The 23,889-nt window shown below is 74.5% G+C and carries 25 protein-coding genes; 10 read left to right on the top strand and 15 right to left on the bottom strand.

Annotated elements, in window-relative coordinates; genetic code table 11:
- From ACQPXD_RS19130 to ACQPXD_RS19110, 5 genes are read left to right on the top strand one after another with little or no spacing between them, the layout of a single operon-like run.
- Nucleotides 1–864: a phosphoribulokinase gene (locus ACQPXD_RS19130; RefSeq protein WP_432840270.1), complete on the top strand. Its 864-nt coding sequence runs from the start codon at nucleotides 1–3 to the stop codon at nucleotides 862–864.
- Nucleotides 861–1,616, top strand: a complete 756-nt coding sequence (gene rpe / locus ACQPXD_RS19125; protein WP_432840269.1) for a ribulose-phosphate 3-epimerase — start codon at nucleotides 861–863, stop codon at nucleotides 1,614–1,616. The genes ACQPXD_RS19130 and rpe overlap by 4 nt, the downstream gene beginning before the upstream one ends.
- The gene (gene tkt, locus ACQPXD_RS19120) at nucleotides 1,613–3,622 is read left to right on the top strand and encodes a transketolase (RefSeq protein WP_432840267.1); all 2,010 of its coding nucleotides are present in this window, start codon (nucleotides 1,613–1,615) and stop codon (nucleotides 3,620–3,622) included. Before rpe ends, tkt begins: the two co-directional genes overlap by 4 nt.
- On the top strand, nucleotides 3,615–4,568 hold the full coding sequence (locus ACQPXD_RS19115; RefSeq protein ID WP_432840265.1) for a phosphoribulokinase: 954 nt from the start codon (nucleotides 3,615–3,617) through the stop codon (nucleotides 4,566–4,568). Before tkt ends, ACQPXD_RS19115 begins: the two co-directional genes overlap by 8 nt.
- Nucleotides 4,565–5,323 carry an HAD family hydrolase gene (locus ACQPXD_RS19110; RefSeq protein WP_432840263.1) on the top strand — a complete coding sequence of 253 codons (759 nt, stop codon included), beginning with the start codon at nucleotides 4,565–4,567 and terminating at the stop codon, nucleotides 5,321–5,323. Before ACQPXD_RS19115 ends, ACQPXD_RS19110 begins: the two co-directional genes overlap by 4 nt.
- Here ACQPXD_RS19110 and ACQPXD_RS19105 read toward each other — a convergent pair.
- Genes ACQPXD_RS19105 through ACQPXD_RS19035 form a run of 15 tightly spaced genes read right to left on the bottom strand, consistent with a single transcriptional unit; the run spans nucleotide 5,274 to nucleotide 19,562 of the window.
- Nucleotides 5,274–6,053 (bottom strand): DUF6390 family protein, encoded by a 780-nt coding sequence (locus tag ACQPXD_RS19105; RefSeq protein WP_432840261.1) that lies wholly within the window; start codon nucleotides 6,051–6,053, stop codon nucleotides 5,274–5,276. The genes ACQPXD_RS19110 and ACQPXD_RS19105 overlap by 50 nt on opposite strands.
- Nucleotides 6,050–7,180 carry a hydrogenase formation protein HypD gene (gene hypD, locus ACQPXD_RS19100; RefSeq protein WP_432840259.1) on the bottom strand — a complete coding sequence of 377 codons (1,131 nt, stop codon included), beginning with the start codon at nucleotides 7,178–7,180 and terminating at the stop codon, nucleotides 6,050–6,052. The genes ACQPXD_RS19105 and hypD overlap by 4 nt, the downstream gene beginning before the upstream one ends.
- Nucleotides 7,177–7,461 (bottom strand): HypC/HybG/HupF family hydrogenase formation chaperone, encoded by a 285-nt coding sequence (locus tag ACQPXD_RS19095; protein ID WP_432840257.1) that lies wholly within the window; start codon nucleotides 7,459–7,461, stop codon nucleotides 7,177–7,179. The genes hypD and ACQPXD_RS19095 overlap by 4 nt, the downstream gene beginning before the upstream one ends.
- A gap of 12 nt (nucleotides 7,462–7,473) precedes the next feature.
- Nucleotides 7,474–8,565: a hydrogenase expression/formation protein HypE gene (hypE, locus tag ACQPXD_RS19090; RefSeq protein WP_432840255.1), complete on the bottom strand. Its 1,092-nt coding sequence runs from the start codon at nucleotides 8,563–8,565 to the stop codon at nucleotides 7,474–7,476.
- Nucleotides 8,555–9,217, bottom strand: coding sequence for a D-sedoheptulose-7-phosphate isomerase (locus ACQPXD_RS19085; protein WP_432840253.1), 663 nt, complete (start codon nucleotides 9,215–9,217; stop codon nucleotides 8,555–8,557). The genes hypE and ACQPXD_RS19085 overlap by 11 nt, the downstream gene beginning before the upstream one ends.
- Entirely contained in the window at nucleotides 9,214–9,957 is a 744-nt protein-coding gene (locus tag ACQPXD_RS19080) for a hypothetical protein (protein WP_432840251.1), read from the bottom strand. The genes ACQPXD_RS19085 and ACQPXD_RS19080 overlap by 4 nt, the downstream gene beginning before the upstream one ends.
- Nucleotides 9,954–10,202 (bottom strand): HypC/HybG/HupF family hydrogenase formation chaperone, encoded by a 249-nt coding sequence (locus tag ACQPXD_RS19075; protein WP_432840249.1) that lies wholly within the window; start codon nucleotides 10,200–10,202, stop codon nucleotides 9,954–9,956. Before ACQPXD_RS19075 ends, ACQPXD_RS19080 begins: the two co-directional genes overlap by 4 nt.
- 6 nt (nucleotides 10,203–10,208) lie before the next feature.
- On the bottom strand, nucleotides 10,209–12,542 hold the full coding sequence (hypF, locus tag ACQPXD_RS19070) for a carbamoyltransferase HypF (protein WP_432840247.1): 2,334 nt from the start codon (nucleotides 12,540–12,542) through the stop codon (nucleotides 10,209–10,211).
- Nucleotides 12,539–13,729: an NHL repeat-containing protein gene (locus ACQPXD_RS19065; protein ID WP_432840245.1), complete on the bottom strand. Its 1,191-nt coding sequence runs from the start codon at nucleotides 13,727–13,729 to the stop codon at nucleotides 12,539–12,541. The genes hypF and ACQPXD_RS19065 overlap by 4 nt, the downstream gene beginning before the upstream one ends.
- A complete protein-coding gene (locus ACQPXD_RS19060) occupies nucleotides 13,726–14,601 on the bottom strand; it encodes a NifU family protein (protein WP_432840243.1) in 876 nt (291 codons plus the stop codon). Before ACQPXD_RS19060 ends, ACQPXD_RS19065 begins: the two co-directional genes overlap by 4 nt.
- A complete protein-coding gene (locus ACQPXD_RS19055; protein ID WP_432840241.1) occupies nucleotides 14,594–15,811 on the bottom strand; it encodes a hypothetical protein in 1,218 nt (405 codons plus the stop codon). The genes ACQPXD_RS19060 and ACQPXD_RS19055 overlap by 8 nt, the downstream gene beginning before the upstream one ends.
- Nucleotides 15,808–16,332: a hydrogenase maturation protease gene (locus tag ACQPXD_RS19050; protein WP_432840239.1), complete on the bottom strand. Its 525-nt coding sequence runs from the start codon at nucleotides 16,330–16,332 to the stop codon at nucleotides 15,808–15,810. Before ACQPXD_RS19050 ends, ACQPXD_RS19055 begins: the two co-directional genes overlap by 4 nt.
- Nucleotides 16,333–16,346: 14 nt before the next feature.
- Entirely contained in the window at nucleotides 16,347–17,951 is a 1,605-nt protein-coding gene (locus ACQPXD_RS19045; RefSeq protein ID WP_432840237.1) for a nickel-dependent hydrogenase large subunit, read from the bottom strand.
- A gap of 46 nt (nucleotides 17,952–17,997) precedes the next feature.
- Complete coding sequence (locus tag ACQPXD_RS19040; protein WP_432840235.1) at nucleotides 17,998–18,969, bottom strand: hypothetical protein; 972 nt, start codon at nucleotides 18,967–18,969, stop codon at nucleotides 17,998–18,000.
- Nucleotides 18,970–18,986: 17 nt separating this feature from the next.
- On the bottom strand, nucleotides 18,987–19,562 hold the full coding sequence (locus ACQPXD_RS19035) for a DUF1641 domain-containing protein (protein WP_432840233.1): 576 nt from the start codon (nucleotides 19,560–19,562) through the stop codon (nucleotides 18,987–18,989).
- Between the two features lie 311 nt (nucleotides 19,563–19,873).
- Between ACQPXD_RS19035 and ACQPXD_RS19030 the strand changes: the two genes are divergently transcribed.
- The 5 genes from ACQPXD_RS19030 to ACQPXD_RS19010 are packed head-to-tail and all read left to right on the top strand — an operon-like array spanning nucleotide 19,874 to nucleotide 23,885.
- The gene (locus ACQPXD_RS19030; protein WP_432840231.1) at nucleotides 19,874–20,923 is read left to right on the top strand and encodes an AraC family transcriptional regulator; all 1,050 of its coding nucleotides are present in this window, start codon (nucleotides 19,874–19,876) and stop codon (nucleotides 20,921–20,923) included.
- A gap of 9 nt (nucleotides 20,924–20,932) precedes the next feature.
- Nucleotides 20,933–21,274 (top strand): hydrogenase maturation nickel metallochaperone HypA, encoded by a 342-nt coding sequence (locus ACQPXD_RS19025; protein ID WP_432840229.1) that lies wholly within the window; start codon nucleotides 20,933–20,935, stop codon nucleotides 21,272–21,274.
- A 1-nt stretch (nucleotide 21,275) separates the two neighbouring features.
- Entirely contained in the window at nucleotides 21,276–22,082 is an 807-nt protein-coding gene (gene hypB / locus ACQPXD_RS19020) for a hydrogenase nickel incorporation protein HypB (protein WP_432840227.1), read from the top strand.
- A complete protein-coding gene (locus tag ACQPXD_RS19015; RefSeq protein WP_432840225.1) occupies nucleotides 22,069–22,737 on the top strand; it encodes a response regulator in 669 nt (222 codons plus the stop codon). The genes hypB and ACQPXD_RS19015 overlap by 14 nt, the downstream gene beginning before the upstream one ends.
- Nucleotides 22,734–23,885 carry a GAF domain-containing protein gene (locus tag ACQPXD_RS19010; RefSeq protein WP_432840223.1) on the top strand — a complete coding sequence of 384 codons (1,152 nt, stop codon included), beginning with the start codon at nucleotides 22,734–22,736 and terminating at the stop codon, nucleotides 23,883–23,885. The genes ACQPXD_RS19015 and ACQPXD_RS19010 overlap by 4 nt, the downstream gene beginning before the upstream one ends.
- Nucleotides 23,886–23,889: the final 4 nt, after the last annotated feature.

The following is a 23,889-nucleotide window of genomic DNA, read 5'->3' as shown; positions in this document are numbered from 1 at the left end:
ATGTACCCCGTCGTGGCCATCACCGGGTCGTCGGGCGCCGGCACCACGTCGGTGACCCGCACGTTCCAGCACATCTTCCGCCGGGAGGGGCTGACCGCGGCGATCGTCGAGGGCGACTCGTTCCACCGCTACGACCGGACGGAGATGCAGCGGATGATGGCCGACGCCGCCGCGTCCGGCAACCACCACTTCTGCCACTTCGGGCCGGACGCGAACCTGCTGCCCGAGCTGGAGGCGCTGTTCGCCGGCTACGGCCGGGCCGGCACCGGGAAGATCCGGCGGTACCTGCACGACGACGAGGAGGCCCGGCCCTTCGGCCGGCCGCCGGGCACGTTCACGCCGTGGCAGGACATCCCGGCCGGCACCGACCTGCTGCTCTACGAGGGGCTGCACGGCGGCTTCGCCGACCTCGAGGTCGACGTGGCCCGGCACGTGGACCTGCTCATCGGCGTGGTACCGATCATCAACCTCGAGTGGATCCAGAAGCTGCACCGCGACCGGACCCAGCGCGGCTACTCGGGCGAGGCGGTGATGGACACCATCCTGCGCCGCATGCCGGACTACGTGCACCACATCTGCCCGCAGTTCTCCCGCACCCACATCAACTTTCAGCGCGTGCCGACGGTGGACACGTCCAACCCGTTCATCGCCCGGTTCATCCCGAGCGCCGACGAGAGCTTCGTCGTCATCCGCTTCGCCGACCCGCGCGGCATCGACTTTCCCTACCTGCTGTCGATGCTGCACGACTCGTTCATGTCGCGGCCGAACGTCATCGTCGCGCCCGGCGGCAAGATGGAGCTCGCGATGCAGCTCATCCTCACCCCGATGATCCTGCGCCTCATGGAACGGCGGGGCCGGTCGTGAACGCGGCCGTGATCGTGCCCTCCATGCTCGCCGCGGACCAGTCCCGGCTCGGCGACGAATGCCGGGCGCTGGCCGCGGCCGGCGCCGACCGGGTGCAGTGGGACGTGATGGACGGGCGGTTCGTGCCGCCCATCACCGTCGGGCCGGACGTGGTGGCGGCCTGCCGGCGCGCGACCGACCTGCCGTTCGAGGCGCACCTCATGGTGGAGGCGCCCGACGAGGCCGCGCCGCACTTCGTGCGCGCCGGCTGCGAGCTGGTGATCGTCCACGCCGAGGCGTGCCGGCACCTGCACCGCACGCTGGCCGGCATCCGGCGCCTCGGTGCGCGCGCCGGCGTGGCGCTCAACCCGCACACCCCGGCCGGCGCCGTCGCGCACGTGCTCGACGAGACCGACCTCGTCCTGGTGATGACCGTGAACCCCGGCTTCGGCGGGCAGGAGTACCTGCCGGCGATGGAGCCGAAGATCGCGGCGGTACGCGCGCTCCTCGACGGCCACGGCGGCCCGATCGAGTTGGAGGTCGACGGCGGCATCACCGACGTCACCGTCCGGCGCGCGGCCGCGGCCGGTGCCGGCGTGTTCATCTCCGGCAGCTGGCTGTCGCGCCACCCGGCCGGGCGGGCGGCCGCCGTGGCCGAGCTGCGCGCGGCGGCCGTGGCCGAACAGGGCGCCGCGGCCGTGGCCGAACAGCGCGCCGCGGCCGTGGCCGAGCCGCACGCGGCCGCCGGGCGGCGAACGGAGGCCCGGGCGTGACCGGCCGCGAGGGCGGGGCGGAGCTGGACGCTCTGGCCGTCGACACGATCCGGCTGCTGAGCGCCGACATGGTGGAGGCGGCCCGCTCCGGCCACCCGGGCATGCCGATGGGCTGCGCGGCGATGGCGTGGGCGCTGTGGTCGCGCCACCTGCGCCACGATCCGGGCCGCCCGGACTGGCCGGACCGGGACCGGTTCGTGTTGTCCGCCGGGCACGGCTCCGCGCTGCTGTACGCCCTGCTGCACCTCTTCGGCTACGACCTGCCCATGGCCGAGCTGCGCGCGTTCCGGCAACTGGGCTCGGCCACGCCGGGACATCCGGAGTACGGGCACACGCCCGGCGTCGAGACCACCACCGGGCCGCTGGGCCAGGGACTCGCCACCGCGGTGGGCATGGCCCTCGCCGAACGCATGCTGCACGCGCGCTTCCCGGAGGCGGTGGACCACCGCACGTACGTCATCGCCGGCGACGGCTGCCTGATGGAGGGGATCAGCCACGAGGCGGCGTCGCTCGCCGGACACCTCGGCCTGGGCCGGCTGGTGGTGCTCTACGACGACAACGACGTGACGATCGACGGCCCGGCCGCGCAGTCCTGCCGCGACGACGTGCTCGGGCGGTTCGCCGCCTACGGCTGGCACACCGCGGCCGTGCCCGGCGGCAACGACGTCGACGCGATCGACCGCGCGATCGGCGCGGCCCGGCTCGATCCCCGGCCCAGCCTCATCGCGGTGCGCACGGTGATCGGCTACGGCGCGCCCGGCGTCGCCGGTTCGCCGGCCGCCCACGGCAGCCCGCTCGGCGCCGAGGTCCTCGCGGCCGCCCGGCGCGGGCTCGGCCGCTCCCCCGAGCCGTTCCACGTGCCGCCCGCGGTGCGGGACCGCTGCCGGGCGCTCGCCGCGGCCGGCGCCGCGCACCGCGCCGAGTGGGCGGCCCGGTTCGACGCCTGGGCCGGCACGCGCCCCGAGGCGGCGGCGCGGTGGCGGCGCGGCCAGGCCGGTGCGCTGCCGGCCGCGGTGGACGCCGCGCTCGCCGGGCTGGCGACCGGCGAGCGGCTCGCCACCCGCCAGGCCTCGGCCCGGGCGCTCGCCGCGGCCGGCGAAGCCCTGCCGGAGCTCGTCGGCGGCTCGGCCGACCTGGCCGGGTCGACCGGCCTCGACGCGCTGCCCGGCGCGGCGGTCACCGCCGGCGACTACGGCGGGCGCCGGATCCACTTCGGCATCCGCGAGCACGCGATGGCGGCCGCGCTCAACGGCATCGCGGCGCACGGCGGGCTGCGCCCGGTGGGCAGCACGTTCCTCGCGTTCAGCGACTACCTGCGCCCGGCGCTGCGGCTCGGCGCCCTGATGCGGCTGCCGGTCGTGCACGTGCTGACCCACGACTCGATCGCGGTGGGCGAGGACGGACCGACGCACCAGCCGGTCGAGCAGATCGAGTCGCTGCGGCTGATCCCGGGCCTCGCCGTGCTGCGGCCGGCCGACGACGCCGAGACCGTGGCCGCCTGGCACTGCGCGTTGCGGCGCACCGACGGGCCGACCGCGCTGATCCTGTCCCGCCAGGCCCTGCCGCCCCTCGGCCCGGCCGGCGTCTCGTTCGTCGCCGAGCGCGGCGCCCGCGTCGTCGGGCCGCCGGTGGAAACGCCGGCCGTCACCATCCTCGCCACCGGCTCCGAGGTGGCCCTGGCGGTGGCCGCCGCCGAGCGGCTCACCGCCCGGGGCCGGCCCACCCGCGTGGTGTCGGTGCCCTGGCGGGAGCGGTTCGCCGCGCTGCCGGCCGCCGAGCGGGAGGCCCTGACCGGCCGGCCGGACCGCCTGGTCGCGGTCGAGGCCGGCGTGCCGGGAGGATGGGCGGCCCACGCCGGCGCCGGCAACGTGCTCGGCCTCGACCGGTTCGGCGCCTCCGGCCCGGGCGAGCAGGTGCTGGCCGCGCTCGGGTTCACCGTCGACGCGCTGGTGGCGCTGGCCGACCCCGGGCCGGCCGGGGCAGCTGACGGCGGCGCGAATGCCTGACAAGCTGGTACGCATGTTGCGTTCCCGCCCGGTCGAGCCCGCCGGAGCCCGGCCGGTCATGCTCGCGCTCGGCGGCGACAGCGGCTCGGGCAAGACCACCCTCGCGGAGGGCCTCGTCGCGGCCATCGGGCCGCAGCGGTGCACCTCCGTGTGCGTGGACGACTACCACCGCTACGACCGGGCCGAGCGGCGCGCGCTGGCGCTGACCGCGCTGCGCCCCGAGGCCAACTACCTCGACATCATGGAACAGCACCTGCAGATGCTCGCCACCGGGCAGCCGATCCTGAAACCGGTCTACGACCACGGCACCGGCACCTTCGCCCGCCCGGTCTACGTGCAGCCCCGCGAGTTCGTCATCGTGGAGGGGCTGTTCCCGTTGTACTCCAAGCTGTCCCGCGCCTGCTTCGACATCACCGTCTTCCTCGACCCGCCGGAGGAGATCCGGCATCGCTGGAAGATCGTCCGGGACACCACCAGCCGCGGCTACACCGAGGCCGAGGTGCGCGAGGAGCTGGCCCGGCGGGAGCCCGACTCGGCCGCCTACATCCGGCCGCAGCGCCGCTACGCCGACATCGTGGTCCGCTTCGCCCCGGCCGCCGGCCGGGCCGACCCGCCGGGCACGCCGCTGAGCGCCGAGCTGCTGCTGCGGCCCACCGTCCAGCACCCGCCGCTCACCGGCATCCTCCTCGACGACGTCCGCGCGGCGATGAACCTCAACATCATCCGCGACGACGACGGCACGCCGGTCGACTGCCTGCGCGTGCACGGCCACGCCACCGCCGGCGAGGCCCAGCTGCTGCAGAAGGCGCTCTGGGACGGCCTGGCCGGCGGCCGGACGATGCCGCACGGGCTCGGCCGGCTCGGCGACGGCACCAGCAGCGCGCCGCTCGCGATCGCCCAGGAGCTGCTGCTGTTCCACCTCACCCAGGAGGTGTACCAGCGGTGAGGACGCGCCCGTCGTACCGGCTGCGCGCGGTGGTCTTCGACGTCGACGGCACCCTCGCCGAGACGGAGCGCGACGGCCACCGCCGCGCGTTCAACCTCGCCCTGCGCGACCACGGCCTGCCCTACGAGTGGAGCGTGACCGAGTATGGCCGGCTGCTCGCCGTCCCCGGCGGCCGGCGGCGGCTGGAGACGTACCTCGCCGACCGCGGCCACCCAGACGCCGCCGAGCTGGCCCGCGCGGTGCACGAGACGAAGACGAAGCACTTCCTCGCCTGGCTGCACACCGGGACGCTCATGGCCCGGCCCGGGGTGCACGAGCTGCTGCGCGAGCTGCGCGACCAGGAGATCGCCGTCGCGGTGGCCACCACCGGCGCCCGGGCCTGGGTGAGCGTCCTGCTCGAGCGGCTGTTCCGCGACATCACGTTCGCGGCGGTGGTCACCGCGGACGACGTGACGCACCTCAAGCCGCATCCCGAGGCCTACCGGCTGGCCGTGGCCGCGCTCGGCCTCGGGCCCGAGGAGGTGCTGTCGGTGGAGGACTCGCCGCCCGGCCTCGACGCCGCCGTCCGGGCCGGGCTGCCGTGCCTGGTGGTCACCTCGGCCTACCACCGCGGCGCGCGGTTCTCCGGCGCGGCCGCGGTCCTGCCCAGCTACCTGGCCATGGACCTGTTCGACGCGCCCGTGCCCACCTACCTGCGGGGCGGGGTCACCGCGGAGGCGCTGCGGCGGCTGCACGCCGTGGCCCGGCCCCGCTGAGGCGGTCGTTCGTCAGCGCGAGCCGGTCCAGCGTGCCCTGCCGCAGCCGGGCCGCGTCGTCGTGGGTGATCCGGTCGCACGCCCAGTCCCAGTGCAGCGCCAGCCACTCGCCCGGCCGCGGGTCGGCGACGAAGCTCCAGCCGTTGATCCGGTACTTCGCCTCGTGCTCGCGCTCGGCCAGCAGCTCGAGGCGCTCGCCGTCCCAGCCCAGCGGCCGGCGGCGGACCACGACGCGGTCGTCGCGCACCCGCACCACCCGGCCCCAGCTGATCCGGCACGAGTCCAGCACGTGCAGCGGCTGCTCGGGCGGGCCGGCCGGGAGCAGCCGCGACCACGGGTAGACGCCGAACACGTGGAAGCCGTGGTCCGGCGCGGCCTCCGGCTGCAGGGCCGCGTCGAGGTGGTGCCAGTAGTGCCCGGCCCGCTCGCCGAGGCGGTCCAGCAGGCGGGCGCCGAACTCGGCCGCCGCGACGCCGGGGGCGGGCGTGCCCGTCCAGTACGCCCGCACCAGCGTCTCGTCCAGCGGATCGGCGCCCCCGGTCAGCTCGGCCAGCACCGCCAGATACGGCCACACGCCGGAGAACCGCCGGGCGATCGCCGCGACGTCGCCGGCCGTGTGGCCGTTGGCGGCCAGCTCGAACAGGGCCCGCGCGTCGGCCGGCCCGCAGTAGCCGAGGTCGTTGGGCGCGAAGGCGTAGCGGGCGAACAGCCGCTCGCCCTCGCGGCTCACCGGCCCGACCGGCCGACGAGCAGCGCCGTCTCGCGGTGCAGCCGGCCGAAGTTGTAGTACGCCGCGCACGCGCCCTCCGGCGAGACCATGCAGGTGCCGATCGGCGTCTCCGGGGTGCACGCGGTGCCGAACACCTTGCACTCCCACGGCTTGATGACGCCCTTGAGCACCTCACCGCACTGGCACGCCTTCGGGTCGGCCACCCGCACGCCGGGCATGTCGTAGCGCAGCTCGGCGTCGAACTCGGCGTAGCGCCCGCCGAGCTTCAGCGCCGACTGGGAGATGAAGCCCAGCCCCCGCCACTCGAAGTGCGGCCGCAGCTCGAACACCTCGGCCAGCAGCGCCAGCGCCGCCGGGTTGCCCTCGTCGGCCACCACCCGGGAGTACTGGTTCTCGACCTCGCAGCGGCCCTGCCGGATCTGGGTCAGCAGCATGTGCACGGCGGCGAGGATGTCCAGCGGCTCGAATCCGGCCACCACGATGGGCTTGCCGTAGACCTCGGGGACGAATTGGTACGGCCGGTTGCCGACCACGGTGGACACGTGGCCCGGGCCGATGAACCCCGACAGCCGCAGGTCGGGCGAGTCCAGGATCGCCTTGATCGGCGGCACGATCGTGACGTGGTTGCAGAACACGGAGAAGTTGGTGACCCCGAGCTCGCGGGCCCGCACCAGCGTGACGGCGGTGGACGGCGCCGTCGTCTCGAACCCGACGGCGAAGTACACCACCTGCTTGTCCGGGTTGTCGACGGCGATGCGCAGGGCGTCCAGCGGCGAGTAGATGAACCGCACGTCCGCGCCCCGGGCCTTGGTCTCCAGCAGGCTGCCCCGGCTGCCCGGCACCCGCATCATGTCGCCGAACGTGGTGAAGATGACGCCCGGCTGCTCGGCCAGCCACATCGCGTCGTCCACCCGGCCCATCGGGATCACGCACACCGGGCAGCCCGGCCCGTGCACCAGCTCGACCGACGGCGGCAGCAGGTACTCCAGGCCGTGCCGGTAGATGGTGTGCGTGTGCCCGCCGCAGACCTCCATGAACTTGAACTCGCCGTCGCCGGCCAGCTCGGTGATGGACCGGACCAGCGCCCGGGCGGCGGCCGGGTCACGAAACTCGTCGACGAACTTCATCGCTGCTCCAGACTGATGGCGGTGGAATCGAAGGCGGCCAGCTCGTCGTCGTAGGCCTGGCCCATCCGGCGCATCGCCTCGATGGTCAGCTCGGCCTCCCGCTCGTCGATCTTCGCCATCGCGAAGCCGACGTGGACCAGCACCCAGTCCCCGGCGGCGACGTCCTGCCCGGCCAGCAGGCGCACGCTGATGGTGCGCCGGATGCCGTTCACGTCGACCTTGGCCAGGTACGCGGCGGGATCGACCATGTCGACGATCCGGCCCGGTATCCCCAGACACATGACGGGCCCTCCTCAGCAGATCCGGGGCAGCGGGTCACCCACGAGCATGTCCACGATGCGGCTGCCCCCGAACGGGGTCCGCAGCGCCACGACGCCCTCGGGCTGCTCGGTGATCTCGCCGATCACGGCGGCCTGGCCGCCCAGCGGATCGGCGCGCAGGGCGGCCACCGCCGCCTCCGCCTCGTCCGCCGGCACGACCGCCACGAACTTGCCCTCGTTGGCCACGTAGACCGGGTCGATGCCGAGCAGGTCGCAGGCGCCCTGCACGAGCGGCGACACCGGCAGCAGCTCCTCGTCGAGGATCACGCCCACCCCGGCGTCGACGGCCAGCTCGTTGCAGACGGTGGCGAGCCCGCCGCGGGTCGGGTCGCGCAGCCAGCGGGTGCCGGGCGCCGCGGCGAGCAGCCGCTCCACGAGCCCGTTCACCGGCGCGGTGTCGGAGCGGATGTCGGCCTCGATGTCCAGGTCGCCCCGGGCCAGCAGCACCGCCATCCCGTGGTCGCCGAGCGTGCCGGAGAGCACCAGCCGGTCACCCGGGCGGACCGCGGCCGGGCCCAGCTCCCGCCCGGCCGGAATGACGCCGACGCCCGCGGTGGTGATGTAGAGCCCGTCCGCGGCGCCGGCCGGCACGACCTTGGTGTCCCCGGTGACCAGCCGCACGCCGGCCGCCCGGGCCGCCGCCGCCAGGTCCGCCACGATCTCGCGCAGCCCGGCGATCGGGAAGCCCTCGGCGATGACGAACGCGCACGACAGCCACTGCGGGACCGCGCCGCACATCGCGAGGTCGTTGACGGTGCCGTGCACGGCGAGGTGGCCGATCGAGCCGCCCGGGAACCGCAGCGGCGACACCACGAACGAGTCGGTGCTGAACGCCAGCCGCTCCCCCGACGGCAGGGTCAGCACCGCCCCGTCGCCGAGCTGCTCCAGCTCGGGGCCGCGCAGCGCCTCGAGGAAGACGGCGTCGATCAGGGCGGCCGAGGACTTGCCGCCGGCGCCGTGCGCCAGGGTCACGACCTCGTCGACGAGCCGGGGCCGGCGCTTGCGGGCCTTGGAGATCCGCTCCAGCACCAGGCTCTCGCGGTCCATGGTGGACTCAGCGGCCATCGGCGGGCTCCTTTCGGTCGGGCCCGCCGGTGGCGGCGGCCCAGAGGTGGTAGCCGAGCAGCGCCTGGCTCTCCTGGATGCGGTGCACGCTCTGCGAGCCGACCGCGAGGCAGTGCTCCACGGCCGGGCTGGCGGCCATCTCGCCGCCGCCGTAGCCGGCGAAGCCGATGGTGAGCAGGCCGCGGTCGCGGGCCTCGCGCAGCCCGGCCATCAGGTCGGCGGAGTTGCCGCTGGTGGAGAAGGCGACCGCGATGTCGTCCGGGGCGGCGTAGGCGGCGATCTGGCGGGAGAAGACCAGGTCGAAGCCGACGTCGTTGCCGAGTGCGGTGACCACCGCCTGGTCGGCCGCGAGGTTGATGGCCGGGCGCGGCGGCCCGGCGACCGGGTCGGTGAACAGGCCGGCGAAGGTGGCCGCGTCGGTCGAGCTGCCGCCGTTGCCGAACACGAGCAGCCGGCCGCCGGCGGCGAACCGGGCCGCCATCGCCGCGCCGGCCCGCGCGATCGTCCCGGCGTTGGCGGCCAGGGTGCGCCGCTGCAGCGCCGCGGACTCGCGGGTCTTGGCCCGGGCGGATGCGGCCAGGTCGGCCAGCAGCGCGGCGGGGTCGCGCTCCGCGCCGGTGAGGAACGGGTAGAGGAAGCCGGCGCCGCTCATCGCCGCACCGCCGGGTCGAGCCGGGTCAGCGCCGAGCCGGCGTGGACCAGCAGCAGGTCTCCGGGGTGTACGGGCGACACCAGCGTGACGTCGACGTCCTCCTCGCCGTTGGCCGTGCGGGCCCGGGCCGGCCCGAACGGGGTCTCGGGCGCCCGGAGCACCTCGGCCAGCCGGCCCTCGTCGCCGCACGTGACGCAGACGTCGTCGGTGCACTCCGCCTCGGCGCCGCTCAGCAGGCCGGGGTGCTCGAAGCAGACGTGGGTGAGCTCCCACAGCAGGTGGTACATCAGCACGAAGCGGCCGGTGGCCGGGGCCAGCGGGTCCGGGTCGTCCTGCCACAGCACATGGTCGGCCGCGCCGCCGGGCGGGCGGTCTGCGGAGCCGATCCACACCGTGTGCGCACCCCACGCCGGGGCCCGCCGCATCACCTCCAGCACGCCGGGTTCGCCGGCCGCGGCGACGGCCACCACGACGTCGCCGTTGCGCACGCACATCCGGGCCTGGGCGACGACGTCGGGGCCGGTGAGCGCGACCGCGGGCAGCGCCCGCTTGCCGACGACGACCGGGTGCACGAACTCCACCGCGATGTGGTGCGCGTGCGGCGTCCACTGTGGAGCGATGCACCACAGGGTGGCGCCCGCGTGGAAGCGGCGGGCCAGCGCCAGGGCCGCCGCGGCGAGGTCGTCGGCGAGGCTGCCGTCGAGCAGGCCGGCGGTGATGCCGTCCGCGGTGCCCGTCATGACACCGCCTCCGCGGCGGGGAGCACGCCGTACTCCCGCATCAGCTCGACGGTCGACCGCGCGGTCTGCTCGTCGACCCGGGTCAGCGCGAATCCCATGTGGGCGATCACGTAGTCGCCCGGGCCGAGGTCCGGCAGGTAGGCCAGGCAGATGCGGCGCCGCTCGCCGGCGAAGTCGACGGTCGCCATGGGCGCGCCGCCCTCCTGCCACACCTCGACGATGCGTCCGGGAACTCCGAGGCACATCGGCTCTCACCCGCCTTTCTGTGGTTGCGCCGCACGGGCCGCGACGAATCCGGCCACGACCGCCTGTCCGAGGGCCAGGCCGCCGTCGTTGGGCGGCACCAGCCGGTGGGTGAGCACGGCGAAGCCGGCCGCGCCCAGCCGGTCCCGGCACAGCCGGGTGAGCCGCACGTTCTGGAACACGCCGCCGGTCAGCCCCACGGTACGCACTCCGGTGGCCTCGGCGGCCCGGGTGGCGCCGGCCACGACGGCGTCGGCCACGGCCCGGTGGAACGCCTCGGCGAGCGCGGCCCGGTCCGCGCCGGCCCGCACCCGCTCGATCAGGCCGCGGATCACGGGCCGGTGGTCGAGCAGGCCGTCGCCGGTGAGCCCGAACGGGGGCAGCGGCGCCGCCGGGTTCCCAGCGCCGGAGCCGGCCAGGTCCTCCAGCTCGATGGCCGCCTGCGCCTCGTAGCCGATCCGCTGCCGCACGCCCAGCAGCGAGGCGACCGCGTCGAACAGCCGGCCCATGCTCGAGGACCGCATCGCGGACGTGGCCAGCTGCCGCCGCACGACGGACAGCTCGGCCGGGTCGCAGGCGGCGACCGGCGGCAGGTCCGGGTCCCAGCCGGCGCCCGCCGCGGCGAGGTAGGCCAGCGCGGTCCGGCACGGGTTGCGCACGGCCGCGTCGCCGCCGGGCAGGTCCACCGGGAGCAGGTGCCCGACCCGGGTGAACGTGGCCGGGTCGGCGCCGACGAGCAGGAACTCGCCGCCCCAGACCGTCGCGTCGGTGCCGAAGCCGGTGCCGTCGAAGGCCACCCCGATCACCGGCTCGCCGATCCGGCCGTGCTCGGCCAGCAGCGAGACCACGTGCGCGTGGTGGTGCTGCACCAGCTGCGGCGCGGCGGCGTGCCGCTCCGCCCAGGCGCGGGTCTGGTAGCCGGGGTGGGCGTCGGCGGCCAGGACCACGGGGGTGACCCGGCGCAGCGCGGTCAGCTGAGCGGCCGCGCGGTCGAACGCGCGCAGGGTGGCCAGGCTGCCCATGTCGCCGATGTGCGCCGAGCAGAACGCGTACTCGCCGTCGAGCACACAGCACGTGTTCTTCAGCTCGCCGCCGACGGCCAGCACCGGCGGGAGCGCCCGGCCGAGCGGCACCGGCAGCGGGGCGTATCCGCGGGCGCGGCGCAGCGGCAGCTCCTGACCGTCCACCACGCGTACCACCGAATCGTCACACGGCACATGGATGGGCCGGTCGTGGGTGAGCACGGCGTCGGCCAGGTGCGGCAGCCGGGTGATCGCGTCCTCGTCGTCGAAGCACAGCGGCTCCTCGCTGAGGTTCGCGCTGGTGTAGACCAGGGCGTCGGGCGGGGCCAGGCTCAGCCCCGGCACCTGCGCGAGCAGCAGGTGCTGCACGGGATTGCCGGGCAGCATGACGCCCAGCCACGGGTTGCCCGGGGCCACCCCGGCCGTCACCGCGGCGTCGCCGCGCCGGCGCAGCAGCACGATCGGCCGGGCCGGTCCGGTCAGCGCCAGGGCCTCGTCGTCGTCCACGAAGGCCAGCCGCCGCGCGGTGGCCAGGTCGGCGGCGAGCACGGCGAACGGCTTCTGGTCGCGCAGCTTGCGCTCGCGCAGGCGCCGCACGGCCTCCTCGTCGTCGGCGCGGCAGGCCAGGTGGTAGCCGCCGATGCCCTTGACCGCGACGATCCGCCCGGCCATCAGCGCCCGCTGGGCCTCGGCGACGGCGGCGTCGCTGCCGGTGACCCGCAGGCCGTCCTGCTCGAACCACAGCGCCGGCCCGCAGTCGGCGCACGCGATGGGCTGGGCGTGGTAGCGGCGGTCGGTGACGGTCTCGTACTCGCTGCGGCAGGCCGGGCACATCGGGAAGCCGGCCATGGTGGTCGACGGCCGGTCGTAGGGCAGGTCGCGGATGATGGTGAACCGGGGGCCGCAGTCGGTGCAGGTGATGAAGGGGTGGCGGTACCGGCGGTCGCCGGGGTCGAACAGCTCGGCCAGGCACGCGGGGCAGGTGGCCACGTCGGGGCCGACCAGTGTCCGCGGGCCGGCGCCGGCGGAGCTCGCCACGATCGCGAAGCCGCCGCCGGGCCGCGGCGGTGCCGCGACGGTCCGGGTCCGCACCTGGGCGATCCGGGCCAGCGGCGGGGCGTCGGTGCGCAGCCGGCGCAGGAAGGCGGCCACCGCGCCGGCGTCGCCCTCCACCTCGCCGACCACCGCCTGCGCGGCGTTGCCCACGAAGCCGGTCAGCCCGAGCTCGACGGCGAGGCGGTGGACGAACGGGCGGAAGCCCACCCCCTGCACCACGCCGGTGACGGTGAACTCGCGGTGGTCCCTGGTGGCGGTGCTCATCCGTGCCGCCAGATCACGACGCGGTTGTTGCCGGAGTCGGCCACCGCGAGGCGGTCGCCGGCCAGCGAGATCCCGTAGGGCCAGCACATCGAGTCGGGGGTCACCCCGGTCCAGCGGTTCTCCCCGTTGGCGGCGAACGAGGGCTGGCCGAGCACCACGTCCGCGCCCCCGCCGGGCGGGCCGCCGGTCCAGATGAGCACGCGGTTGTTCGCGGTGTCCGCGACGGCGAGGCGGCCGGCGTCGGTGTCCGCGGCGTACGGGGAGCGCAGCCGGTCGGCCTGCTGCGGGCCGTACGGCCACTCCGTCGTGCTGGTCAGGTCGCCCTGCCCGATGACCAGGCCGGCGGCGGTGTCGCGGTCCGGGTGCGGGCGCCAGCCGAGGACCCGGTGGTTGCCGGCGTCGGCCACCAGGAGCCGGTCGCCGTCGCCGCAGACGTCGTGGGGCCAGCGGAAGCTGTCCGGCCCGGGCGGCCCGCCCCGGTTCTCCTCGCGGCCGGACTCGTCGGGCTGGCCCAGCACCAGGTCGGGCGCCCGGCCGGGCGAGTCGGGCACGCCGCCGGACCAGCCGAGCACCCGGCGGTTGCCGGTGTCGGCGACGTAGAACCGGCCGGCGACGACGCCGACCCCGAACGGCCAGTACATCGTGGTGGCCCGGCACGGTCCGCCGGCGTTCGGCTCGACCCGGTCCGGGGCGGGCTGGCCGAGCACGAGGTCCGGGCGCGCGAACGGCGACTCGGGCAGCCCGTCGTACACGAGCACGCGGTGGTGCCAGGCGTCGGCGACGATCAGCCGTCCATCGTGGACGGAGACGCCGGTCGGCAGGAACATGCCCCGCGATGTGCTGGTACCGCCCGCCGCCGGTCCCTCGCTGGTCGCGTCCGGCTGCCCGAGCACCACGTCGCACGGCTGCTCGTCGCGGTCGGGCAGCGCGTGCCAGATGAGCACCCGGTGGTTGCCGGTGTCCGCGACCACGAGGACGTCGCGCCCGCCGATCCGGCCGAGGTGCACCCCGCGCGGGGCGTAGAGCCAGGACGCGGTGGGGCGGGCCGCGGGCAGGGCGAGCCCGCCCGACGCCGGGGCGCCGAGCCACCGCTCGGGCCGCCAGCCGCCGGCCGCGCCGGCCACGGTCCCGGCCTCGGCGGGCAGGGGCACGCGCTGGGCGGCGGTGCGGAACCGGACGGTCTTCACGTGCCCACCCGCACCCAGACGTCGCCGCCGATCAGCCGCAGCGGGCGCTGGGCCAGAGTGGTGCCGGGCGCGCTCAGGCACTCGCCGGTGCGGGCGTCGTAGCAGTACCCGTGCCACGGGCAGGTCAGGGTGCCCGCCTCGGCGTCGACGAGGGCCGCGCCGATCGGGCGGCTCTGGTGGGCGCACTCGTCGTCGAAGGCGGACAGGGCGTCGCCGAGGCGGACCACGATGACCGGCGCCGGCCGGCCGTCGGGCCGGGTGAGGCTGAGCGCGCTGACCCGGCCGTCGCGCACCTGCGCGGCGGGCAGGGCGCGCACCCAGCCGTGGCCGGCGAGCTCGTCCGGGGTCTCCTCGCGCCGGCGCACCGCCGACAGGGGTATGACGGCCGGGGCGGGCGGGCTGGGCACCACCTCGACGGCGTGGATGGACGGCACCGCCCGTAGCGCCTGCTCGACGCCGGTGCGCATGGTGACGGACGCCATCGAGCAGCCGTTGCAGGCGCCGGAGAGCGTGACGTACGCCGTCCCGTCCTCGATGCGGACCAGTTCGACGTCGCCGCCGTGCCCGCGCAGGCCGGGCCGGATCTCCTCCAGGGCCGCCCGGGCGGCGGTCGCCGGATCCGGCCGGATGATGCCGTGCAGCGAGAAGAGCAGGTGCACCATCGGGTCGTCGACGAGCTCGAAGAGCAGGGCCCGGCCCGCGTCGTCGGCCCGCAGCCGGCGCACGATGGTGACCAGCGCGGCGCGGTGCGCGGCCTCGATCGCGGTGCGCAGGTCGTCGGCGGCCTGGCGCGGCGTGCCGTGCAGCCGCGCCACCGCCGCCGCGGCGTCGTCGACGGCCTTCGCCAGCTCCTCGAAGGTGCGCTCAGGCATCGGCGTCCGCCTTCGCCGCGGTGCGGGCCATCTCGTCGAGCAGCCCGCGCACGGAGGTGACCGCGTCGTACTCGTGGAACTCCTCGAAGATGAACCGGGCCTCCACCAGCTTGCCGCGGGCGTGGTCGAACATGCCGAGGTGGGCCAGCGCGTTGCCCTGGTTGGCCAGCACCCGGGCGCGGCCGAGCGGGTCGCGGTCGCGGTCGCGGACGGCGAGCAGCGCCTCGTAGAGCTCGACCGCCTCGACGAGGTTGTCGCCGCGGTGCGCGGACGGCGCGTACACCAGCGCGTTGGCCAGGTTGAGCTGGACGCTCGACCACTGCCGGGGGTGGGTGTCGCGGTCGTAGACGCTCAGCGCGGCGCGCAGCGAGCCGATCGCGACGCCGAGCCGCAGCTGGTCCGACGCCTCGACCATCGGCATGGTGAGGTAGGCGGTGCCCAGGTTGGCGTGCGCGGCCGCGTACAGCTCGGGCGCCCGCTCCTTGGTGACCAGCTGCAGCGCGCAGTGGTAGTGGTGCACCGCGCGGTGCAGCAGCTCCGGCCGCTCCGCGGCCAGCTCCTGGTAGGTCGCGCCCAGCTCGACGTGCAGCTCGGCGCAGCCGAGGGTGAGGTCGGTGCCGGTCAGCAGGCCGATCCCGGCGGTGAGGTGCTCGATGGCGGCCGCCGGCGCGCCACCGTGCTTGTGCGCCTGGGCGATGGCCCCGTGCAGCACGCCGGTCAGCGCGGCGGACACCGGCGCGGCGGCCTCGATCGCCAGCTCCAGCCGGGACACCGCGCCGGCGCTGTCGTCGGCGGCGAGCGCCGCCACCGCCTGGGCGGCGAGGGCCATCGCGGCGAGCTCGCCGGTGAGCCCGGCCGCCTCGGGCACGACGTCGGTGCGGCCGACCGCGAACGCGACGAGGTCGACGAGCCCCGAGAACCGCTCGCCCAGGGCCGAGCGCAGCTCCTCCGGCTCGACCGAGTCCGGGTCGAGCACGAAGCGGTTGAACCGGCTGACGGCGTCGTCGCCGGTCAGCTCCCGCAGGGCCGCCTCGTCCTCGCCCGCCAGGGCGAGCTCGTGCGCGCGCAGGGCGGGCGGCCAGGTCTCGGGCAGCCGGCCGGCGAGGAGTCCCTCGCGGATCGGCTCCAGCCCGGGATCCGCCGGCAGCAGCAGGAACCCGAACGGCAGCGGGAACGCCCCGATCGGCAGCGGGCGGCGCGGCTCGGTCATGAACCGTCCCTCCGGGTGAAGGCGGGCTCGTCGCGGATCATCGCCAGCACCCGTCCCATCGCCTCATTGACGGCCGGGCCGATTTCGCCGCCCGGCGTGAAGTCGGCCGCCTCGATGAGATAGACGGTCACGTCCCGCGGGTACCCCTCGCCGAGCAGCCAGCGGGCGAACGCGAGAGCGTGGTCCCAGCGGAAGGAGTGGGTGTGCAGCCCGGACAGCGGCGGGAGCTGCTCGACCGCGGGACCCGGGAGCCGGTACACGGTCCCCGGTTCGCCGCCGCTGGTGCACGCGTCGATGAGAATCACCCGCTCGGCGCCGCGCATCTGGAAGGCCACGTCCATGCCGGCGGTGCCGCCGTCGACCAGCCGGACTCCGTCCGGCACGCCGCCTTCCCACAGGTGCCGGATCAGCACCGGCCCGACGCCGTCGTCGGCGCGCAGCAGGTTGCCGCAGCCGGCCACGAGCAGGGCGCACGGCGACCAGCTCGCCATCTGGTCGACGTACGCCACCGGCTCGCTCATCCGCCCGCCGCCGCTCAGACCGAGCCGTTGATGACGAACTTGCTCAGCTCCCGGCCCTTGCCGTCGTAGGCGTGGACCGTGCACACCAGGCAGGAGTCGAACGAGCGGGCCACGTGGCCGAGCTCGACCGGGTCGTCCTCGTCCACGATCGGCGATCCGACCAGCGCCTGCTCGATCGGGCCGGGCTTCTCCTGCCCGTCGCGCGGGCCGATGTTCCACGCGGTCGGCGTGACCACCTGGTAGTTGGCGATCTTGCCGTCCTCGATGACGATCCAGTCCGACAGCGATCCGCGGGCCGCCTCGGTCGAGCCGAACCCCTTGCCCTCGGTGTACTCCGTCGGCTTGGTGTAGAAGGGCTCGTGCAGGTCGATCTGGTCCAGCCACTTGCGCACCCACTGGAAGTACTTGGGCGCCTCGTGCATGCGCGCGAGCTGCCGGACGAAGACCGACGGCCCCTTCTTGGCCAGGATGTCCAGGAACAGCGGGTCGTCGTCCTGGTGCGCCGCCGCCCCGGGAGCGCCGGCGGCGATCCGGCGGGCCAGCGGCCCGGCCTCCAGCGGCACGTAGCCGAGGCCCGGCACGTCGTAGCGCGGCGACTTGGCGAAGCTGTACTTGCCCTGCACCCGGGCGGCCTGCGGGTCCAGCGGCCTGGTCTCGCCCTCGAACGGGTGCCGCGCCTCGGTGCCCTCGTAGAACGAGTGGGTCACGTCCTCGCGGACCCGGGCCTGGTCGAACTCGCTGAACCGGCCGCCGGCGTAGACGCCCGAGCGGTTGATCAGCGCGGCGTTGCGCCCGTCGATGGTCGGGTTTTCGTAGAGGTCGGGCTGGAAGTAGGTGCCGGTGGCGAGGAAGTCGCCGACCCCCGCGCCGTACTTGTCCAGCCCGACGTCGAGGCAGAACCGGATGAAGAAGCCGCAGTCGCTGTTGTGCTGGGCCTCGTTCTCGTCCACCCAGGCGAGCACGTCCTCCCAGGTGCGGTTCGCCAGCCAGCGCTCGACGGAGCAGCCGAGCCAGTACTTCTCCAGCCAGTTGACCTTCCAGTGCTCAAGGATGGCGATGGAGCGGGTGACGTCCGACAGCGTCGGCGCGCACATCACCCCGCCCGGCACCATGAAGCTCGAGTGGGGCCACTGGCCACCGAAGATGGCGTACACCTCGACCGGCTTGGCCGACAGCACCACGCCCGGGCCGTAGCTGGCGCCGACGTAGGGTGCGAAGCGGCGCACCGCCTCGGCGTAGAGCGGCGAGCGGGCGTAGTTCTTGTTGGTCAGGTCGATGGCGAACAGGGCGTAGAAGTACCGCGGAATGCTCTGCAGCGTCTCGCACGCCTGGGCGATGTTGCGGATCAGCGTCGCGTTGGGCGGCAGGTGCGTGCGCCACGCGGTGTCCAGCGCGTAGGCCGACTTGTACAGGTGGCTGCCGCCGCAGATGCCGCAGATCCGCGGGGTCACGATCAGACCGGCCTGTGGGTCCTTGCCCTGCAGGATGATCTCGAAGCCGCGGAACATCGCCGCTTCGGTCCACGCCGACGTGACCACGCCGTCCTCGATGGTGACACGCACGTCAAGGTCACCTTCGACCCGGCCGAGCGGGCTGACGAACAGGTCCACTGCCGTCATGGGTCCTCCTCCAGAGGCTGATACGGGGACGGGGCTCGAGCCCTCGTCAGACGACGAACATGTCCTCCTTCGACCACTGCGGCGCGGCGATGCGGGCGGCGGTGGCGTGGGCCATGTACGTGAGGTGATCGCTGCCCTCGGGCACCTCGCGCGGGATGACGCCGCTGACCTTCTGCGTCTTGAACACCGTGCCGGGGGCGAGGTCGAAGAAGGGGTACTCGGGCTCCGTGCAACCCATGCACGGCATGCCGGCCCGGGTCTTGGACGACTGGCGGTTCCACAGGATGCGGTTGCAGGGCGAGTGCGTCATCGGCCCGCGGCAGCCGAACTCGTAGAACAGGCACCCGGTCCGGGTCCCCTCGCCGAACGCGGTCGTGGACTGCTTGTACTCGAAGAACTGCACCCGCGTGCACCCGGTCTGGGTGAACGTCTTGAAGAACGTCTGCGGCCGGTGCAGCTCGTCCAGGGCGATGTCACCGGCCCGGCCGGTGGCCAGCGCCACGATGATCTGCGTGATCCAGTCCGGGTGGGCCGGGCAGCCCGGGACGTTGATGACCGGCAGCCCCGACTTGGAGCGGAACGACGGGCCGAGAAAGCCGCCCTTCTCCCGCTTGTGGAACTGCAGCCCGGTCGAGTCGGTGGGGTTGGGGGCCATCGCCGGGATGCCGCCCCACGCGGCGCAGTCGCCGATGGCCACCACCACGCTCGCCTGCGCGGCCAGGTCGGTGACCCAGTCCTTCATCGCCCGGCCGGCGAACATGTCGTAGCGCCCCGACCCGTCCGGGCCGTTGATGACCGTGCCTTCGAACACGAAGATGTCCAGCGGCCGGGTGCCGTCGGCGCAGTCGCGGAACAGCTGCTGGGCGTTGTTGCCCAGCTCCAGCCCGAGGGACGGGTGCCAGAGCAGGTCGAGGCCGAAATCGGTGATGAGGTCGACGACGTTGGGCTCCTCGGCGTTGAGGAACGACATCGTGTTGCCGCTGCACGCGCCGCCTTGGAACCAGAGCACTGACGACATCGCGGAACCTTTCCGGATCAGGCGTTCGAGGACTGGGTGGGGCCGGCCGGGTGCTCGGCCCGGGCCAGTTCCTGGCCGAGGGACTTCGCGACGGTCACGGCGAAGGCGAGCGCCCGCGCGACGTCCTCGTCCCGGGAGGCGCGCCACAGCGTGCGGAGCCCGGCCTTCCTGGCCGGCTCGCGGTTCGCCTCGGCCGCGCCGCGCACCGCGGCGCGCGAGACGGTCGAGGCCAGCTCGATCAGGCGCGGGTCGCTCAGCTCGGAGGCGGCGACGCTCTCCAGCACCGGCAGCATGGCGAGCACCGCCGGGGCGGCGTCCATCAGCTGCCGGCCGAGGCCGAGCAACTGTCCTATGTCGATGGACGAGCCGGCCGGGCGCAGCTCCCGCACCGCCTCGCCGATCGAGTCGGCGATCGTGTCGCCCCGGCTCAGCAGCCCGTCCAGGCCGACCACCAGCACCGCCAGCAGGTCGAGGTGGTCGAGCAGCCGGTTGAGCGACTCGACCGTCCTGGGCTCGGCGAGCCGGGCGAGCAGGTCGTGGATGGGCTCCGGTGCCACGGGGGCGTCGGGGTTGGCGTCCAGGGCAGAAACCACGGGTACCTCCCAGCTTTCCGGATATTGCGGAAACCGGATCCGGGGCGTTTCCGTTGCGTTACGCCCGAGGCACCGGACTTTAGGCCCACCGCGTGATCAGTGCCTATCGCGAAAGCGCAGGTCCTATCGAGATCGCGCAACTATCGCGGTTGGCGCCCCATCGGCTATCCGAGAAGCGCAGCCGGGGAGCGCGGCATATGCGGCAGAAACGCACGAACCACGCCGTGGCCGGGGGTACCCGATCGGGTACACAACTGTCATGATTGCGGGACTCCCGCCAGCACAGAGAGTGACGAACTCCGTTGTCCGGATTGTCGAGGCTCGCCCTCATCGACACCCGGCGGACGCTCGATCCGGTCCGCCGGCGGATCCGCTCGCGCGGGGTCCCGCCGGCGCTGACCGGGCACGAGGTCTTCTACACCGAGGACACCGGCGAGGCCGAGCACCTCCTCGGCCGGACCCTGGCGCCCACCCGGCTCACCCTGGGCGAGGTCGGCGCCCGCGGCTTCGCGGCCAACCTGCACGGCGTGCGGCTGCGCGACATCAGCCTGCTCTACCTCGACCTGCACGTGGCGGCCACGCTCGACATCGAGCAGTGCGGGCCCTACTATGCCGTCCACATGCCGACCAACGGCCGGGCGGTCGGCACCATCAACGGCCTCGCCATCGAGGCCAACACCGTCATGGCCCTCGTGACGAACCCGCAGGACCGCCTGCAACTGCGGCTTGACCACGACTCCCCGCAGCTGATCGTGCACATCCGGCAGGATGCGCTCGAGCGGCATCTCATGCGCCTCATCGGCCGGGTGCTGTCGCACCAGGTCGGCTTCGAACCCACCTTCGACCTCACCACCGCCCCGGCGATGCGGTGGAACGGGGCCATCCAACTGCTGCACACGGAGGTCTTCTACGAGGGCTCACTGGCCCACGCGGGGCAGGGGATCGGGTCGCTGGAGGAGTTCATCATGAGCAGCCTGCTGCTGGTCCAGCCGTCGAACTTCCACTCGCTGCTCGCCGTCGTGCCGACCCGCCCCGGCCGGCGCGCGGTCCGGCACGCCCTGGACTACATCGAGGCGCACCTGTCCGAGCCGATCACGATGGCCGACCTGGCGGAGAACACGGGCGGCAGCATCCGCTCGATCCAGCAGGGGTTCCGCGACGAACTGGGCTGCACGCCCATGGCCTACCTGCGCGACCGCCGGCTGGAGCGGGCCCACCAGGAGCTCGTCGACGCCGATCCGGCGGCCGGCGTCACGGTCACCGGGGTGGCACAGCACTGGGGCTTCAACCACCTCGGCACGTTCGCCGTGCTGTACCGCAAGCGATGGGGCGAGTCCCCGTCGGAAACGCTGCGCAGATAGGAGCCGCCGATGCACGAGCTGTCGCTGTGCGGGGCCATCGCCGACGTCGTCACGCGCCACGCCGAGGGGCGCGAGGTGCGCACCATCCACATCACCATCGGGCAGCTGCGCCAGATCGTTCCGGACACCCTCGTCTACTGCTGGTCGCTGTTCACCGAAGGCACCGCGCTCGCCGGGTCGCGCATCGACGTGGAGCGCGTGCCGGCCCGGCTCGCCTGCCGCGCCTGCGGCGACCGCCAGGAGCTGGGCGCCACCCCGGTCTTCGCCTGCGCGGTGTGCGCCGGCGTCGACCTCGAGGTGGTCACCGGCGAGGAGTTCCTGATCACTTCGCTCGATCTCTCGGGAGCCTGACATGGGCCGATTCCACCGCCACGCCGACGGCACCGAGCACGACCACGGCGACGACCACAGCGGGCACGAGCACGGCGACGACCACAGCGGGCACGACCACTCCGGATACGCCACCGGTGTGGAGCGGGTCGAGGTGCTGGAGCGCATCTTCGACGAGAACGACCGGTGCGCGGCCGAGAACCGGGCCGTGTTCGCCGCGCACGGGCTGCTCGTGATCAACCTGATGTCCTCGGCCGGGGCCGGCAAGACCACGCTCCTGGCGCACACCCTGCGACGGCTGGCCGGGCAGCTGCGGGTCGGCGTCATCGAGGGCGACATCGAGACCAGCCTCGATGCCGACCGGCTCGCCGGCTTCGGCGCCGCCATCACGCTGGTGAACACCGGCAACGGCTTCGGCGGCGAGTGCCACCTCGACGCGCCGATGATCCGCTCGGCGCTGCCCCGGCTCCCCCTCGCCGAGCTCGACCTGGTCATCATCGAGAACGTCGGCAACCTGGTCTGCCCGGCCGAGTTCGACGTCGGCGAGTCCGTCCGGGCGATGGTCTACGCCGTGACCGAGGGCGAGGAGAAGCCGCTCAAGTATCCGGTCATGTTCCGCGCCGCCGACCTCGTCATCGTCAACAAGGTCGACCTGCTGCCCCATCTGGACTTCGACCTGGCGCTGTTCCGGGCGAACCTGCGCGCGGTCAACCCGGCGGCCACCGTGCTCGAGGTGAGTGCCCGCACCGGCGAGGGCGTCGAGGAGTGGTGCGCCTGGCTGCGGGCGCGCCGCGCACCGTCCACGGTGGTGTCCGGTGCGCCCGGCTGAGCGGACCCCGATCCGGGTCCTGCTGGTCGACGACCACGAGATGGTGCTGCAGGGCCTGCGGGCGATGCTGTCGCGGTTCCCGGACGCGGTCGAGGTGATCGGCTCGGTGAGCGACGAGGCGGCCGCGGTCGCCGCCGTGCGCGCGGACCGGCCGGACGTCGTGCTCTGCGACGTGCGGCTGCGCCACGGCAGCGGCCTGGACGTGTGCCAGGCCGTGCGGGCGGCGCAGCCGGCGACGAAGGTCGTCTTCCTGACCGTGTACGACGACGAGCAGTACCTCTTCCAGGCGCTGCGGGCCGGCGCGTCCGGATACCTGCTCAAGCGCATCGACGGCCACGAGCTGGTCCGGCACCTGGAGAGCGTGCAGCTGGGCGACGTCGTGATCGACCCCGGCCTGGCCGGGCGGGTGGCAGCGACGGCCGCGCACCTGCGCCAGGGGGAGTTCTGGCCCGGCGCCCGGCTCGGCCTGACCCAGCGCGAGAGCGAGGTCCTGGCGCTGCTCGTCGGCGGCCTGTCGAACAAGGCGATCGCGGCGCGCCTGGTGGTCAGCGACGACACCGTGAAGACGCACCTGCGCGGCCTGTACCGCAAGCTCGAGGTCAACGACCGCGGCTCGGCCGTCGCGATCGCGCTGCGCGAAGGGCTCTTCCATTGACGGACCTCATCGACGAGGTCCGTCGGTGGGTGACCCGCGAACCGTCGCTCGACACCGTGCTCGACCGGGTCGCCCGCGGCCTCGCCGCCGCGCTGGACGCCGACGGCTGCCTGGTGTTCCTGGTGGCCGACGAGGGCGAGCTGGTGCTGAGCGCCGGCCACCCGGCGCCGGCCGGGCCGGAGCTGCGGCTGCCCCGCGGCTTCGGCGTGACCGGCCGGGTGGCGGCCGACGGGATCCCGGTCGTGCTGGTCGACGACCACCCCCGCAACGCGCGCCACCGGCAGGTGCTCGGCCTGGGCGCGGGCGAACCGGTGTCCCGGCTGTGCGTGCCGGCCCGGGTGCCCGGCGCCGGCAGCGCCGGCGTGCTCGCCGTGTTCAGCCGCCGGCGGCGGGCCTTCGGCGACGCCGAGGTCGCCACCGCGCAGGCGGTGGCCGACCTGGTCGGGCTGCGCCTGCGCCTGTCGGCCGTGGCCGCGCTCGCCGGCGGCTACCGCGACCGGTGGGACAGCGCGGTGGCGACCACGGTGGCGATGCAGGAGGCGGAGCGCCGCCGGATCGCCGGCGACCTCCACGACGGCGTGACGCAGGCGATCGCCAGCCTCAGCTTCCACCTGTCGGCGGCGAAGTCCGCCCTGCGGGACGGCGACATCGCCGACGTCGCCACCCAGGTCGACGCGGCCCGGTCGCTGGCGGACCTCGCCTTCGGCGAGACCCGCAGCGCCATCACCGGGCTGCGCAGCCCGGTGCTCGACGACCTCGGGCTCGCCGCCGGCCTGGCCAGCCTGGCCCGCTCCGTGCCCAACCTGCCGATCCGGGTGGACGCGCAGGATCTGCCGCTGCCCGACCACGTCTGCACCTCGCTGTTCCGGGTGGCGCAGGAGGCGGTGCACAACATCGTCAAGCACGCCGAGGCGGCCGGCGCGGTCATCCGGCTGGAGCGGCGCGGCGGCACGGTCGCGCTGTCGGTGAGCGACGACGGCCGCGGCTTCGAACCGGACCGGCAGCGGGCGCGGGGACCGGCCACCGGCGTCCCGAACGGCCTGCGGGGCATGGCCGAGCGGGTCCACCTGATCGGCGGCGAGCTGCTGATCGACTCCCAGCCCGGCCAGGGCACCACCATCGAGGCGCGGGTCCCCGGCGTGTTCTGACCGG

This window comes from Dactylosporangium sp. CA-092794 (genome assembly GCF_050948465.1).
Lineage (GTDB): Bacteria > Actinomycetota > Actinomycetes > Mycobacteriales > Micromonosporaceae > Dactylosporangium.
The sequence above is the reverse complement of the archived record's forward strand: the minus strand, read 5'-3'. Positions and strand labels throughout refer to the sequence as shown.